This window comes from Dactylosporangium sp. CA-139114, from assembly GCF_050955725.1.
Lineage (GTDB): Bacteria > Actinomycetota > Actinomycetes > Mycobacteriales > Micromonosporaceae > Dactylosporangium.
In genome coordinates, this window is the sequence record NZ_CP192080.1 from 2,643,055 (window position 1) to 2,658,639 (window position 15,585).

Below are 15,585 nucleotides of genomic sequence, written 5' to 3' on the forward strand. Positions count from 1 at the left end.
AGGGAGGACCCGGCGTGATCCTGCTGTTGTCGACGTCCGACACCGACCTGCTCAGCGCCCGGGCCAGTGGTGCCGCGTGGCGCCTGGCCAACCCGTCGCGCACGGCGGTCGAGGACCTGCCGGGGCTCGCCGAGGGTGCGGAGCTGGTCGTGGTGCGGTTCCTCGGGGGGTACCGCGACTGGCAGGACGGCTTCGACACGCTCCTGGCGACCGGGCTGCCGGTGGTCGTCCTCGGCGGCGAGCAGGCCCCCGACGCCGAGCTCATGAGCCACTCCACGGTCCCCGCCGGCCTCGCCGCGCAGGCCCACGCCTACCTGGCCTTCGGCGGCGCCGCCAACCTCGCCGAGCTGCACCGCTTCCTCTGCGACACCGTCCTGCTCACCGGCCACGGCTTCGCCGCCCCCGTCGAGACCCCCGCGTGGGGCGTGCTGGAGCGCGAGGCCGCGCCGGTGGACGGGCCGGTGGTCGCCGTCATCTACTACCGGGCCCACCACGTCGCCGGGAACACCGCGTTCGTCGAGGGTCTGTGCGCCGCGCTGGAGACCGAGGGTGTTCGGCCCCTGCCGGTCTTCGCCGCCTCCCTGCGCACCGCCCCGCCCGAGCTGCTCGACACCCTGCGCCGGGCCGACGCGCTCGTCGTGACCGTCCTCGCGGCCGGCGGCACCCGCCCGGCCGACGCGCAGGCCGGCGGCGAGGACGAGGCCTGGGACGTGGGCGCGCTCGCCGCCCTGGACGTGCCGATCCTGCAGGGCCTGTGCCTGACCAGCAGCCGCGAGACGTGGGACGGCAGTGACGACGGCCTCTCGCCGCTGGACACCGCGACCCAGGTCGCCATCCCGGAGTTCGACGGGCGGCTCATCACCGTGCCGTTCTCGTTCAAGGAGATCGACGAGGACGGCCTCACCGTCTACGTCGCCGACCCCGAGCGCGCGGGCCGGGTGGCCGGGATCGCCGCGGCCCACGCGCGCCTGCGGGGCCTGGCGAACGCGGACAAGCGGATCGTGGTGATGCTCAGCGCGTACCCGACGAAGCACTCGCGGATCGGCAACGCCGTCGGCCTCGACACGCCCGCGAGCGTCGTGCGGCTGCTGGCGGCGCTGGCCGAGCGCGGCTACGACCTCGGCGAGGGCTTCCCGTCCGACGGCGACGCGCTCATCCACGAGCTCATCGCGGCCGGCGGCCAGGACGTCAACTGGCTCACCGAGCAGCAGCTGCGCGGCAACCCGGTGCGGATTCCGGCCGAGCACTACCGGGCGTTCTTCGAGACGCTGCCGCAGGACCTGCGGGCCGGGATGGAGCAGCACTGGGGCCCGGCCCCGGGCGAGCTGTTCGTGGACCCGGACAACGGCGACATCGTGCTCGCCGCGCTGCGGCGGGGCAACGTCGTGGTGATGGTGCAGCCGCCGCGCGGGTTCGGCGAGAACCCGGTCGCCATCTACCACGACCCGGACCTGCCGCCGTCGCACCACTACCTCGCCGCCTACCGCTGGCTCGCCGACTCCTTCGGCGCCCACGCGGTCGTGCACGTCGGCAAGCACGGCAACCTCGAGTGGCTGCCGGGCAAGACGGTCGGGCTGTCGGCCGGCTGCGGCGCGGACGCGGCCCTGGGCAACCTGCCGCTCATCTACCCGTTCCTCGTCAACGACCCCGGCGAGGGCACCCAGGCCAAGCGCCGCGCCCACGCCACGCTGGTCGACCACCTGGTGCCGCCGATGGCCCGGGCGGACACCTACGGCGACATCGCCCGTCTCGAGCAGCTGCTCGACGAGCACGCGAACATCGCCGCGCTCGACCCGGCCAAGCTGCCGGCGATCCGGGCCCAGATCTGGACCCTCATCCAGGCCGCGAAGCTCGACCACGACCTGGGCCTGGACGACCGGCCGCACGACGCCGAGTTCGACGACTTCCTGCTGCACGTCGACGGCTGGCTGTGCGAGGTCAAGGACGTGCAGATCCGCGACGGCCTGCACGTGCTCGGCCAGGCCCCCGCCGGTGAGGCGCGCATCGACCTGGTGCTGGCGATGCTGCGGGCCCGGCAGATGTGGGGCGGCCAGGTGGCGGCCCTGCCCGGCCTGCGCGAGGCCCTGGGGCACGACGAGTCCTCTGTGGACCGGACCGCGGTCGACGACGTCGAGTCGCGCGCCCGCGCGCTGGTCGCGGCGATGGAGGCTCGCGACTGGGATGTCGCCGATTTGTCGGAGATTTCCGACAATCCGGATGTCGTGCGTGTCCTACGCTTCGCCGCCGAGGAGATCGTGCCGCGCCTGGCCCGCACCACCGACGAGCTGACGATGGTGCTGCACGCGCTCGACGGCGGGTACGTGCCCGCCGGGCCGAGCGGGTCCCCGCTGCGCGGCCTCATCAACGTGCTGCCGACCGGGCGCAACTTCTACTCCGTGGACCCCAAGGCCGTCCCGTCGCGACTGGCCTGGGAGACCGGGCAGGCGATGGCCGAGTCGCTGCTCACGCGGTACCGCGCGGACCACGGCGACTGGCCCCGCTCGGTCGGCCTGTCGATGTGGGGCACCAGCGCCATGCGCACCGCCGGCGACGACATCGCCGAGGCCCTCGCGCTGCTCGGCGTGCGCCCGGTCTGGGACGAGGCCTCGCGCCGGGTCACCCGCCTGGAGCTGATCGGCCTCGCCGAGCTGGGCCGGCCGCGCATCGACGTGACCATGCGCATCTCGGGCTTCTTCCGCGACGCGTTCCCGCATGTGGTGGCGTTGCTCGACGATGCGGTGCAGCTGGCGGCGTCGGCGGTCGAGCCGCCGGAGGAGAACTTCGTCCGGGCGCACGTCGCGGCCGACGTCGAGGCGCACGGCGACGCGCGCCGGGCCTCGCTGCGCGTGTTCGGCTCCAAGCCGGGCGCCTACGGGGCCGGCATCCTCCCGCTGATCGACAGCCGGAACTGGCGCGACGACCGCGACCTCGCCGAGGTCTACGCGGTCTGGGGCGGTTACGCGTACGGCCGCGGCGTCGACGGGATCGAGGCACGGGCCGACATGGAGGGCGCGTACCGGCGCATCAGCGTCGCGGTCAAGAACACCGACACGCGCGAGCACGACATCGCGGACTCGGACGACTACTTCCAGTACCACGGCGGCATGGTGGCGACCGTGCGCGCCCTCACCGGGAAGGCGCCCGCGGCGTACGTCGGCGACAGCACGAACCCGGACGCCGTGCGCACCCGGACGCTGAGCGAGGAGACCGCGCGGGTGTTCCGGGCCCGGGTCGTCAACCCGCGCTGGCTCGCGGCGATGCGCCGGCACGGCTACAAGGGCGCGTTCGAGCTCGCGGCCACCGTCGACTACCTCTTCGGCTTCGACGCCACCGCCGGGGTCGTGGCCGACTGGATGTACGAGAAGCTGGCCGAGTCCTACGTGTTCGACCCGGACAACCACAAGTTCCTGACCGAGTCGAACCCGTGGGCGCTGCACGGGATCGCCGAGCGGCTGCTGGAGGCGGCCGACCGGGGCCTGTGGGAGCACCCCGAGCAGTCCACACTGGACGGTCTGCGCGAGGTGTACCTGCAGACGGAGGGCGACCTCGAGGACGAGTAGGTCAGCCTCGGCGAGCCGCGACCGCGACGGTGCTGTAGACGACCGGGAACGTGTCGGGGATCGTGCGGCCCAGGTCCGCCAGCACGCCGGCGAGGATCTCGGCCGGGAGCCGGTTCACGCCGCCCGAGGTGGACACCTGCTCGAGCCACTCGTCACGGGTGTAGTCGCGCCGCCACGGCAACGTCCACGGCTCCGGCTCGCCGAACCCGCCCGCCGCCCGCATGCCCTCGGCGGCCCGGTCGGCCAGGGGACGGTACGCCTCGCCGCCGAACGAGAACCTGGCCGGCACCGGGATGCGGCCCGGTGCCGGGATGTGCTCGCGCAAGGCGTTCCCGGTCGCCTCGGCGACCTGCGGCGGCGGCTCGACGCCGTTCCAGAACAGCGCGAGCAGCCCGCCCGGCCGCAGCGCCCGCGCCGCCGTGGCCGCGCCCGCGACCGGCTCGACCCAGTGCCAGGTCTGCCCGGCGACGACGGCGTCGAAGACGCGCCCGGCCGGGTCCCACGCCTCGATCCTCGCGACCTCGACGTCGAGCCCCTGCCGGCGCGCCACCCCGGCCATGCGCGGGTCGGGGTCCACGCCGAGCACCGAGCACCCGGCGGCCTGCAGCTGCCGCGCGACGATCCCGGTGCCGCAGCCGACGTCGAGCACCCTCCGGCCGGGGCCGGCGGCGAGGATGCGCTCGATCAGCGCGGCCGGGTAGCCGGGGCGGGCGCGGTCGTAGCGCTCGGCGTCGGCGCCGAAGGACTCCGCGACCGCCCGCTGCTCATGCGGGTGCTCCGGTGACGGTAGAGTGGGCATGCGCCCACCTTAATGGGCAAGTGCCCACTAGGCAATGGAGGGGTGCACACGTGCCGACCGGGGTGGCCATCCGCGACGTCCGCGAGCAACTGTTCGCCGCCGCCGACCGCATCCTGCTGCGCGACGGCCCGAGCGGCCTGACCAGCCGCGCGGTGACGACCGAGGCGGCGGTCGCCAAGGGCGTGCTGCACAAGCACTTCGCCGACTTCGACGCGTTCCTGGCCGAGTTCGTGCTCGACCGGGTGCACCGCATGGCGCCGCAGGCCGAGGCGCTGCGCGGCGCGGCGGGCAGCGGCACCGTCGCCGGCAACGTGGCCGACGCGCTCATCGGCGTCTTCGGCTCGGTCGCGGTCGCGGTCGTCGCGCTGATCACCTTCCGCGACGAGCTGCGCGCGCGGCTGCGGCAGACGTGGCCGGCCGGCGTGCCGGTGCTCACCGACGCCGCCGTCATGCTCGGCGACTACCTGGCCGCCGAGCGGGACCTGGGGCGCGTCGCGCCCGGCGCCGACCCGCAGACCCTGGGCGCGATGCTCATCGGCTCCGCCCACCTGCTCTTCGCCGATCGCACCGGGCCGTCCCCGGACCGCGCGGCGGTCGAGCGCACGGTCCGCGGCGTGCTCGACCTGGTCTCCGGGTGAGCCTGCTCTTCGCCGACCGCACCGGACCGTCCCCGGACCTCGACCTGGTCCCCGGGTGAACCGGCCCGCACAGATATTCACATTCCTCGTGTAACCGGCTACCCTGCCCGGCGGGAGCCGCGCGCGTTGACATGGTCCGTCCGAATGTCAGCCGCGTCGCCGCCGCGCCCGGACGCGCGACGGCGGCCGCGCACTCCCGAGGAGTACCGATGCAACTTTCATCGACCGCCCGGCGCCTCGCGGTCGGGGCCCTCGTCGTGGTCACCGCCGCCCTGGGCCTGACCGTGCTCGACCGGCCCACCCCGGCCGCCGCGCACGGCTCGCTCACCGATCCCCCGTCCCGCAACTACGGCTGCTGGGCCCGCTGGGGCTCCGACTTCCAGAACCCGCACATGGCCGACACCGACCCGATGTGCGCCCAGGCCTGGCAGGCCAACCCGAACACGATGTGGAACTGGAACGGCCTCTACCGCGAGGGCGTCGCCGGCAACCACCAGGCCGCCGTCCCCGACGGGCAGCTGTGCAGCGGAGGCCGTACGCAGAACGGCTTCTACGCCTCCCTGGACACCGTCGGCCCGTGGGTCGCCGCGACGAAGCCGAACAGGTTCACGCTCACGCTGACCGACCAGGCCCAGCACGGCGCGGACTACCTGCTCATCTACATCACGAAGCAGGGCTTCGACCCGGCCACGCAGCCGCTGACGTGGAACAGCCTGGAACTCGTCCAGCGCACCGCCCGGTACGCGCCCGCGCCGCAGTACCAGGCGGAGGTCGACGCCGGCACCCGCACGGGCCGGCACGTGATCTACACGATCTGGCAGGCCAGCCACCTCGACCAGTCGTACTACCTGTGCAGCGACGTCATCTTCACCGGCACCGGCGGCGGGACGGGCTCACCGTCGGCCTCGCCCTCGAAGTCCCCGTCGGCGTCCGCCTCGCCGTCGCGCTCCGCGAGCACCTCGCCCTCGGCCAGCCGCTCCGCGTCCGCCTCGGCCTCGACCCCGCCGGTCACCGGCGCGTGCGCCGCGACCTTCACCAAGACGTCGGAGTGGGCGGGCGGCTTCGGCGCGGACGTGAAGGTCACCGCCGGCTCGGCCGGCATCAGCACCTGGACGGTGAAGATGACCTTCGCCAACGGCCAGACGGTGAGCAGCTCCTGGAACGCCACGCTGACGAGCAGCGGCTCCACGGTCACGGCGGTCAACGCGAGCTACAACGGGCGGCTGAGCGCGGGGCAGAGCACGAGCTTCGGATTCAACGGCACCTGGACGGGGACGAACAACCCGCCGGCGCTGACCTGCAGCGCGGCGTAGCGCTGCAGGTCAGCGCAGCCAGTGGTCGTACGGGTGGCGGCCGGGCCGGAACCCGGTCGCCTCCGCGAGCGCGGCGGCGTCGGCGAACCCGGCCGCCACCGCCTCGGGCCGGTGCGCGTCGCTGCCGAAGCTCACGGCGGCGCCACCGGCCTCGCGCCACCACCGCAGCAGCGTGGGCTCGAGCGTGCGGCGGGTGTTGATCTCCAGCGCGCGGGACTGCCCGGCGAGGGTCTTCAGCACCTGCCGCACCTCGTCCTCGTAGTCCTCGATGCGGAACACGTGGCCCGCGGGCAGGTACCGCACCGGGTAGTCCAGATGCGTCAGCGTCGAGAAGTCGCCGAAGGACTCCAGCATGCGCACGACCTCGGCGAAGTAGTCACGCAGCACCTCGGCGACGCCCCGGGACCCGTACTCGTCCTCGACCAGCCGATCCTCGTCGCCCACCCGCACCGAGTGCAGCGAGCCGATCACCCGCTCGAACGGCGCGCTCGCGAGCAGCGCGGCGGCCGGCTCGGCGAACCAGTGCGGCTCGCCGAGCTCGACCCCGGTGATGATGCGCAGCGACGGGTACTTCGCGCGGCACCGCTCGATCGCCGCCAGGTAGCCGTCCACGTCCAGCGGCGGGGGCGCCAGGTGCGCCGGGTCCGTCATGTGCGGGTTCCACCGCTGCGGCACCGTGTCCGGGTTCACCGTCCACGACACGAAGTCGGTGTGCTCGGTGAACGCGATCGCCGGCAGGCCGAGCTGGACCGCCCGCGCGCACGAGCCCTCCATGTCGCCGGTGTCGGTGTCCCAGGAGAACTCCGAATGGGTGTGCAGGTCGGCTGGAAGACTCACGCGCCCATGCTACGGCCGGGCTCGGCTACGGCCTCGCTTCGGCGTTGGCCTGGCTTCAGCTATGGCCTGGCTGAGCTTTGGCCGGGCTTCGGCTAAGGCCTGGCTGAGCTTTGGCCGGGCGTCTGCTACGGCCTGGCTCGGCTTTGGCCGGGCTTCGGCTAAGGCCTGGCTGAGCTTTGGCCGGGCGTCTGCTACGGCCTCGCTGCGCTTTGGCTGGGCGTCGGCTACGGCCGGGCCAGGATCTCGCCGTGCAGCAGCGACATCCAGCCGTCCGGGTCGGACGCCCATCCGCGCCACGCGGCGGAGAGCCGGTCCAGCTCCTCCTGCGCCACCCCGGCCGCCAGGGCCTGCCGGGCCATCGCCGACTCCCGGACGCGGTCGGCCCACATGCCGCCCCACCACGCGCGGTCCTGCTCGTCGGCGAAGCACCAGGTGCTCGACGTCGCGGTCACGTCGGTGAACCCGGCCGCGTGCGCCCAGGCCAGCAGCCGCCGTCCGGCGTCCGGCTCGCCGCCGTTGGCGCGGGCCATCCGCTGGTACAGGGCCATCCAGTCGTCGAGCTCGGGCAGCGCGGGGTACCACGCGAACGCCGCGTAGTCGCTGTCGCGCACGGCCACGTAACCGCCCGGCTTGCACACGCGGCGCATCTCGCGCAGGGCCGCCACCGGGTCGGCGACGTGCTGCAGCACCTGATGGGCGTGCACCACGCAGAACGAGTCGTCGGGGAACGGCAGTGCGTGCACGTCGCCGAGCACGACATCGGCGTTCGCCACCCCGGCGAGCCCTTCCCGGGCCACCCCGACCGCCTCCTCGGTGACCTCGAGCGCGGTGACGTGCGCGACGCGCCCGGCGAGGTCGCGGGTGATGGTGGCCGGCCCGGCCCCGACGTCGAGCACGCGCATCTTCTCGACGAGCACCGGCAGCAGGTAGGCGGCGGAGTTCTCGGCGGTGCGCCAGCGGTGGGAGCGCAGGACCGACTCGTGGTGACCGTGGGTGTACACGTTCGTAGGCATGCCCGTACGCTAGCCCCGTCTTCTCAAAGTTCGGAACGCTTGTCTCGCATAATGAGATAGACCCATGACCGGATCGGTCCGCTTTGAGCCCGGCCCGGCCCTGGCTCAACCGGCCGGACGCGCGCAGGATCGAGGGCATGAGAAGCGCACTGCTCGTCATCGACATCCAGGAGTCCTTCCGGCAGCGGCCCAGCTGGGCGGACATCTCCAACCCCGGCATCGCCGCCACGGTGGCCCCGCTCGTCGCCGACGCCCGCGAGCGCGGCGACCTCGTCGTGTGGGTGCTGCACGCCGAGCCCGGCACCGGCACCGTCTTCGACCCGCAGCGCGGTCACCTGCGCTACATCGAGGGCCTCGACCCGCTGCCCGGCGAGCCCGAGCTCGTCAAGACCAGCCGCAACGCGTTCACCACGACCGGCCTGCAGCAGCTGCTCACCACCGAGGGCATCCGGCACCTGATCGTCACCGGCATCCAGACCGAGCAGTGCTGCGAGACCACCGCCCGCGTCGCCGGCGACCTCGGCTACGACGTCACCTTCGTCACCGAGGCGACCGCGACCTTCCCGATCGCCCACCGCGACCCGGGCGGCCCGGTGCTGAGCGCCGAGGACGTCATCGCGCGCACGGAATATGCTCTGGCCGGCCGCTTCGCCACCATCGCCACCGTCAAGGAGGTCCTCGCGCGGTGAGGATCGTCTTTCTGCTCGTGCCCCGGGCGCGCCTGCTCGGCCTGGCGGGGCCTGCGCGGGTGTTCGTGGCCGTTGAGGGGGTCTTGGCGCGGTGAGGGTCGTCTTTCTGCTTGTGCCCCGGGCGCGCCTGCTCGACCTGGCGGGGCCTGCGCGGGTGTTCGTGGCCGTTGAGGGGGTCTTGGCGCGGTGAGGGTCGTCTTTCTGCTCGTGCCGCGGGTGCACCTGCTCGACCTGGCGGGGCCTGCGCGGGTGTTCGTGGCCGTTGAGGGGGTCTTGGCGCGGTGAGGGTCGTCTTTCTGCTCGTGCCCCGGGCGCGCCTGCTCGGCCTGGCGGGGCCTGCGCGGGTGTTCGTGGCCGTTGAGGGGGTCTTCGCGCGGTGAGGATCGTCTTTCTGCTCGTGCCGCAGGTGCACCTGCTCGACCTGGCCGGGCCCGCGCAGGTGTTCTCCACCGTGCGCGACCTCGGCCTCGGCTACGAGCTGCACTACGTGGCCGAGCGGGAGGAGGTGCCCACGGCGCAGGGTCTGCCCCTGCGCGCGCAGACGAGCTGGCCGCCGCTCACCCGCGACGACCTGATCCTCGTCCCCGGCTGGCGCGCGAGCCGGCTGGGCGAGCACGGACGGCTGACCGGATCGACCCGGGCCAGGATCGCCGGACACCACGCCGGCGGCGGGACGGTCGCGAGCGTCTGCGCCGGCGCCGACGCGCTGGGCCAGGCCGGCCTGCTCGACGGCCGCCGCTGCACGACGCACCACGGCCTGCAGGAGCACCTCGCGCGCCGGTATCCGAACGCCCGCGTGGTCCGCGACGTGCTCTACGTCGTGGACGAGCGGGTCGTCACCTCGGCCGGCATCGCCAGCGGCATCGACCTGGCGTTGCACCTGGTGGCGACCCGCCACGGCCCGGCCGTCGCCGCCCAGGTGGCCCGCGAGATGGTCGTCTACGCCCGCCGCAACGGCGACGAGCGCCAGCACAGCGCGATGCTGCGCCACCGCGACCATCTCAGCGACGTCGTACACCGGGTGCAGGACGTCATCGACGGCCGCTTCGCCGAGCGCCTGCCGCTGCGCGAGCTCGCGGGCGCGGCCGGGGTGAGCGAGCGGACCCTGACCCGCGCGTTCGGCGAGGCGACCGGATTGACGCCGCTGCGCTACCAGCAGCTGCTGCGTCTCGAGCGCGCCGAGCACCTGATCGGCCACGGCGCCACGGTCGAGGCCGCCGCCCGCGCCGCCGGGTTCGAGGACGCGCGCATGCTGCGGAGGCTCAGAGCAAGGGCGTGAGCCGTCGCCGACCTGTTCGAGGATGCGCGGCGCGGATGCAGTGGCGCCTGGGGGCGGAGCGTGAGCCGTCGTCGACCTGTTCGAGGATGGGCGGCGCGGATGCAGTGGCGCCTGGGGGCGGAGCGTGAGCCGTCGTCGACCTGTTCGAGGATGCGCGGCGCGGATGCCGTGGCGCCTGGGGTCAGGAGCGTGAGCCGTCCTCAACCGGGTTGACGAAAGTCGACCCCGCCGGGCCGAAATCAACATGGTTGACGAAAATCAACATGGCGGGTCGACATGGACCTGGCGGGTCAACATCAATGCCCCGGCGAACAACCATGTGCTCGGCGGACGCCGAAGTGCGTGGAGGACGCTGAAGTGCTCGGGGGACGCTGAAGTGCTCGGGGGACGCTGAAGTGCTTGGGGGACGCTGAAGTGATTGGCGGATGCCGAAGTGCTTGGCGGATGCCGAAGTGCTTGGGGGACGCCGAAGTGCTCGGCGGACGCTGAAATGCTCGGGGACGCCGAAATGGTCGGCGGACAGCGAAGTGATCGGCGGCCATCGCACGAAAACGGCCGCCGGATGGCATCCGGCGGCCGTTCCTCGGTGCGCTGGTGTTACGGGTTGATCGTGAGCGTGAACGTGCTGGTCGTGTTCCTGATGTTCTCGGCGTTGTTGGAGAACGTCAGGTGGTTGAACGTCGCCGAGCCGACCGCCGGGCCCTGGCCGGGCTCGGGCATCTCGTTGACCCAGATGCCGATGCCGGACTTGGCGTCGAACGCGTCACCGCTGCGCTTGGCGCCGGAGATGCTGATGTTCGTGAACACCGTGTCCGTCACCGGGTTCTCCGGCGAGGAGCCGGTGTACTTGGTCTGGAACATGATGCCGGAGTACGTCGGGTCGACGATGTCCACATCGGACACCCGGATGCCGCGGAACACCTTCGAGGCCGAGAAGACCCAGATGGCGCCGAAGGCCTGCTGGCCCCAGAAGTGGCCACCGTCGCGGACGAGCGACACGTTCTGGATGTTGGTCGGCTGGGTGCCGAAGCCCACGAACGGGTAGCCGAAGTCCAGCGAGCTGATGGTGATGCCCGAGTACGTCAGCATGTCCGCGATGTACATGTTGCGGAACGTGTTGTTGTACCCGCCGTAGACCGCGAGGCCGGCCGCGCGCCAGGTGAGGGTCGCGGACAGGTTCTCCCACAGGTTGTCGTGGTTGCCCACCGAGCCGCCGCCGTCGGTCGCGGAGAACAGCGCGAACGAGTCGTCACCCGTGCTGCGGGCGTCGATGTTGTTCAGGTGGGTGTTGGTCGTGTCGTTGGTGAAGTTGATGCCGTCGGCGAACGTGTCCCGGATGCGGCTGTTGGAGATGTTGATGCCGCTGTTGTGTACGCCCCAGTACATGCAGACCGTGTGCTCGACCCAGACGTTGTCGATCGTCAGGTTCTGGTTGTCCTTCAGCTCGCCCCACACCTTGCCCGGGCCGTCGATGCGCTCGACGTAGTTGCCGAAGAACGACAGGTTCTTGAACGTCGAGCCGTTCGCCGAGGTCTGCACGGAGAAGCCCGCGTCGGTGTTCTGCTGGTCCTGCGGCGTGGTGAACCTCGTGTACCACGGACCGGCCCCGACGACCTGGATCGCCTTGCTGTTGATCTGGAACTTCTGGTTCGTGACGTACGTGCCGGCGGGCAGGTAGACGCCGACCGCGGTGCTGCTCTGGGTCGCGGCGTTGAAGGCGTTCTGCACGTCCTGCTGGGTGAAGCCGGCCGGGGTGATGTACGTGGCCGGGTTCGGGTTGGCGACCGGGGCGACCTGCTCGGTGTTGATGAAGTCGACCGCGATGTTGCCGCCGTTGGCCGCGTCCTTCTGCAGCTTGATCGTGCTGCCGGCGTTCACCGTGCTGTCCAGCATGATGTTGGCCTCGTCGTAGATGTGACGGGGGCCGGTGCCGGGGGAGTTGGTCGGCGACGCCTCGTTGCCGTAGAGCCACGAGAACTTCGAGGTCAGCGGGATCGCCTTGGCGAAGGAGCCGTTGACGTAGACGTTGATCGACGACGTGGTGCCGTCCGGGATCGAGAACCGCACGACCACCGTGTTGGTGCTCTGCCGCGTGGTCCACTGCACGTACTGCCCGGTCCCGTTCAGCGTGACCGCCTTGCGGCCCGACGCCTCGCCGGCGAGGTCACCGATGGTGCGGTTCGGCCCGACGACCTGCGCGCCGCCGCCGACCGTGCCGTCCTCGGCCTCGTACATGTCGTAGGGCATGTTCGCGCCCCGCCCGACGAACAGCGGCAGGTCGCTGGTGTTGTTGGCCTGCTTGACCGACAGCTCGTTGGTGTCGGCGGCGAGCACGGTGGTGACCGTGTACTTGCCGTTGACCGCGGTCCACGTGCCGAGCGAGACGACCGGGGAGCTGGCGCCGGCGGCGAGCGTCCCGGTGTACGACCCCGTCAGCGTCTTGACCGTGGCGCCGGTGCTGTCCTTCAGCGTCAGGGTGACGCCGTGCGCGCCCGAGCCGCTGGCCTGGGTGCCCTGGTTCTTGATGACGACGGTGAAGGTGACCGTGTTGCCCGCGGACGGGTTCGACGGCGACCAGGCCACCGGGGAGGCGACCAGGTCCGAGGACTGCACCGGCTGCACCACGAGGTTCGAGCCGCTGGTGAACGAGTTGTTGGCCTCGTTGGTCTCGATGACCGTGTTGCCCTCGTCGACCTTCGCGCTCACCGTGTAGGTGCCCGCGGTCCGCGGCCCGATGTTCGCGGTGAACGTGCCCTGCGCGCCGGCGGCGAGACCGGTCACGTTCGCGGTGCCCGCCAGGACGGTGCCCTGGGCGGTGCCGAGGTAGAAGTTGACGTTGGTCGCGCCCGAGGCGGCCGTGCCCGCGTTCTTCACCGTGGCGGTCAGGCTCACCGAGTCGGTCTCCACCGGCGAGGCGGGCGAGGACGAGATCGCGGTCACCTGGAGGTCCGGGTTCGGCGCCGCGGCCCCGAAGATCTGGAACTCGGCGATCTGGCCCGACGGGGCGCCGGTGTTCGAGTTGATCTTCAGCTGGACGTCCGCGACCCGGGCCGAGACGGTGATGTCGACCGAGTTGCCGGTGGCCGGGTCGAAGCGGTAGTCCGCCGCCGAGACCAGGTTGCTGAACGCGGTCGCGCTCTGCTCGCGGCCGAGGACCTGGATGTTCTGGGTCCGCGCGCCCCACGCGCTGCTCGGGTCGAGCTTGAGCGTGATCTTGGTGATGTCGTTGTTCGAGCCGAGCTTCGCGGTCAGGGTCGCCGGGAAGCCGGCCGCGCCCTCCCAGTACGTGGTGACGCTGTTGTCGTTGGCGTTGGCCGGCACGAAGGTGAAGACCGAGCCGCTGGCCTCCACCGGCTTGCCCAGCGCCACGTTGGTCCCCGGCGGCGGGTTGCCGGTGCCGGTGCGGGTGACCGTGTTGCTGGCCGCGGAGGCGTTGCCGGCGGCGTCGCGGGCCTTCACGTAGTACGACACCGTGGCCGAGTCCGGCTGGTTGTCCGTGTAGGTCAGCACGTTGCCCGCGACCGAGCCGCGCAGCGAGTTGTTCGCGTAGACGTCGTACCCGGCGATGGAGCCGCTGTTGTCGGTCGAGGCGGTCCAGGTCAGCTTGATCTGGCCGCTGGCCGGCGTGGTGTAGGCCAGGTTGCCGGGGGCGGTGGGCGCCTGCGTGTCGGGGTTGGTGCCGGTACGGGTCACCGTGTTCGAGTTCGCCGACTGGTTGCCGGCGGCGTCGCGGGCCTTGACGTAGTACGCGACCGTCGCGGTGTCGGGCTGCATGTCGGTGTACGTCAGGATGTTGCCCGCCACGCTGGTGCGCAGGGCACCGTTGGCGTAGATGTCGTACCCGGCGATGGAGCCGCTGTTGTCGGTCGAGGCGGTCCAGGTCAGCTTGATCTGGCCGCTCGCCGGCTGGGTGTAGGCGAGGTTGCCCGGGGCCGTCGGCGCCTGGGTGTCACCGGTCGTGGGGCCGTACACCTCCAGCTCCGAGAGCTGCGCGGCGGCCCAGCCGGTGTTCGCGGTGATGTTGACCCGCACGTAGCGGGTGGTCGTCTGCGTGAACGGGATCGTCACGGTGTTGGCCGTGCCCGGCGCGAAGGTGTACGCGTTGCTCGCCACGATGTCCGTGAACGAGCTGCCAGTGGTGCTGCCCTGCACGGACAGCGTCTCGGTGCGCGCGCCCCAGGCGGCGGGGACGCGCAGCACCACGGAGCTGACCGGCACGGCGGAGCCGAGGTCGACCTGCAGCCACTGCGGGAAGGCGCCGGAGCTCTCCCAGTAGGAGTCCTGGTTGGAGTCGCCGCCGTTGCCGGGGACGTACTGCGCGTTCTGGCTGCTGGCCGTGAACGTCTTGCCGGCGGCCAGGTTGCTGCCGGTGGTGGACACGCCGTAGATCTCGAACTCGGAGATCTGCGCCGCGGGCCAGCCGGTGTTGGCGGAGAAGTTCAGCCGCACGTACCGGGTGGTCGTGGCGTTGAAGCTGATCGTGACCGTGTTGTGGGTGGCCGGGTTGAACGTGTACCCGGTCGAGCCGACGATCGTGGAGAAGCTCGTCCCGTCGGGGCTGCCGGTCACGGTCAGCGTCTCGGTGCGGGTCGCCCAGGCGGTGTCGTCGGGCAGCTTCAGCTTGATCTGGTCGATGCTCTTGGCGCTGCCGAGGTCGATCTGGGCCCACTGCGGCCAGGAGTTGTTGGCGCTCTCCCAGTAGCTGGCCTGGTTGCCGTCGTTGATGTTGCCGATGCCGTTCGCGCCGTTGGTGCTGCTGGAGGTGGCGGGGCGGCCGCTGGCGAGGTTGGGGCCGCCGGCGGCCTGCGCCGGCAGCGTCTGCGCCGTCACGGCGACGAGGGCGGCCACGGCGAACGCCGCGAGCACCCTTCGCGTCACGAGCCTTCTGCTCATCGGGATCCTTCTCAATGCGTCTGAGCGGGGTGATCGGTGCGGCGTGGCGGCGAGTTCGACCTGCTCTTGTGTTGGACGGCAAGAGGCATTGGCGGGGGTCGGCGTCGGTGTTCGCTGGGCGCTTCCCGCGCGCGGGCGGGATTGGCGGTGCGCCGGCGGCGGCCACGGGGGTTCTGTGCTCATCTGGTTGGGGTCAGCATGTGATGAAGCGCGGCCGCGTGGGTGGTCCGCGACCGTGCGGCGACGTGCCCCTCTGCACGGCAACCCTCTCCGTAGGCGGGTGGTGGGCGATCGTGCCGCGTTGGCGGTTCGGCTGCGATCGAGTTGCGGAGAGTAGCGAAAGTCTGTCTGGCACTTGTAGGAATCTTGCACTGCTGTGCGCCAAATGTTGCAGACAAGCTACCGGCAAGTCAACGGTCATCGCTCGCACTCTTGAGTTGTGTGGCATCCCGTTCGATTGACGCGTTGGAATCTGCGCGGGTGGTTGGCCCTGCCCCGGCGAGTTTCGAAACGTCGGCGATTCGCTGCCCGCCAGCCTGGTGCGGCCGGGACGTTTCGTGGTTG

General features: G+C 71.7%; 9 protein-coding genes. 5 read left to right on the forward strand and 4 right to left on the reverse strand.

Annotation, left to right across the window (positions count from 1 at the left end; genetic code table 11):
• Positions 1-14: 14 nt before the first annotated feature.
• Complete coding sequence (cobN, locus tag ACQP2P_RS11975) at positions 15-3,560, forward strand: cobaltochelatase subunit CobN (protein WP_433615566.1); 3,546 nt, start codon at positions 15-17, stop codon at positions 3,558-3,560.
• Between the two features lies 1 nt (position 3,561).
• Here cobN and ACQP2P_RS11980 read toward each other — a convergent pair whose 3' ends face one another.
• On the reverse strand, positions 3,562-4,359 hold the full coding sequence (locus ACQP2P_RS11980; RefSeq protein WP_433615567.1) for a class I SAM-dependent methyltransferase: 798 nt from the start codon (positions 4,357-4,359) through the stop codon (positions 3,562-3,564).
• Between the two features lie 50 nt (positions 4,360-4,409).
• Between ACQP2P_RS11980 and ACQP2P_RS11985 the strand changes: the two genes are divergently transcribed.
• Complete coding sequence (locus ACQP2P_RS11985; protein ID WP_433615569.1) at positions 4,410-4,997, forward strand: TetR/AcrR family transcriptional regulator; 588 nt, start codon at positions 4,410-4,412, stop codon at positions 4,995-4,997.
• Positions 4,998-5,206: 209 nt separating this feature from the next.
• A complete protein-coding gene (locus ACQP2P_RS11990) occupies positions 5,207-6,310 on the forward strand; it encodes a lytic polysaccharide monooxygenase (protein WP_433615571.1) in 1,104 nt (367 codons plus the stop codon).
• Positions 6,311-6,319: 9 nt separating this feature from the next.
• Here the strand turns inward: ACQP2P_RS11990 and ACQP2P_RS11995 are convergent, their stop codons facing one another.
• Positions 6,320-7,147, reverse strand: coding sequence for a histidinol-phosphatase HisJ family protein (locus tag ACQP2P_RS11995; protein ID WP_433615573.1), 828 nt, complete (start codon positions 7,145-7,147; stop codon positions 6,320-6,322).
• Positions 7,148-7,371: 224 nt separating this feature from the next.
• A complete protein-coding gene (locus tag ACQP2P_RS12000) occupies positions 7,372-8,148 on the reverse strand; it encodes a class I SAM-dependent methyltransferase (protein ID WP_433619107.1) in 777 nt (258 codons plus the stop codon).
• A 149-nt stretch (positions 8,149-8,297) separates the two neighbouring features.
• Here ACQP2P_RS12000 and ACQP2P_RS12005 point away from each other — a divergent pair, with 149 nt between their 5' ends.
• Together ACQP2P_RS12005 and ACQP2P_RS12010 are read left to right on the forward strand one after the other, a co-directional pair.
• Complete coding sequence (locus tag ACQP2P_RS12005) at positions 8,298-8,849, forward strand: isochorismatase family protein (RefSeq protein ID WP_433615575.1); 552 nt, start codon at positions 8,298-8,300, stop codon at positions 8,847-8,849.
• Positions 8,850-9,231: 382 nt separating this feature from the next.
• Complete coding sequence (locus tag ACQP2P_RS12010; RefSeq protein ID WP_433619109.1) at positions 9,232-10,128, forward strand: GlxA family transcriptional regulator; 897 nt, start codon at positions 9,232-9,234, stop codon at positions 10,126-10,128.
• Between the two features lie 597 nt (positions 10,129-10,725).
• Here the strand turns inward: ACQP2P_RS12010 and ACQP2P_RS12015 are convergent.
• Positions 10,726-15,021, reverse strand: coding sequence for a galactose-binding domain-containing protein (locus ACQP2P_RS12015; RefSeq protein ID WP_433615577.1), 4,296 nt, complete (start codon positions 15,019-15,021; stop codon positions 10,726-10,728).
• Positions 15,022-15,585: the final 564 nt, after the last annotated feature.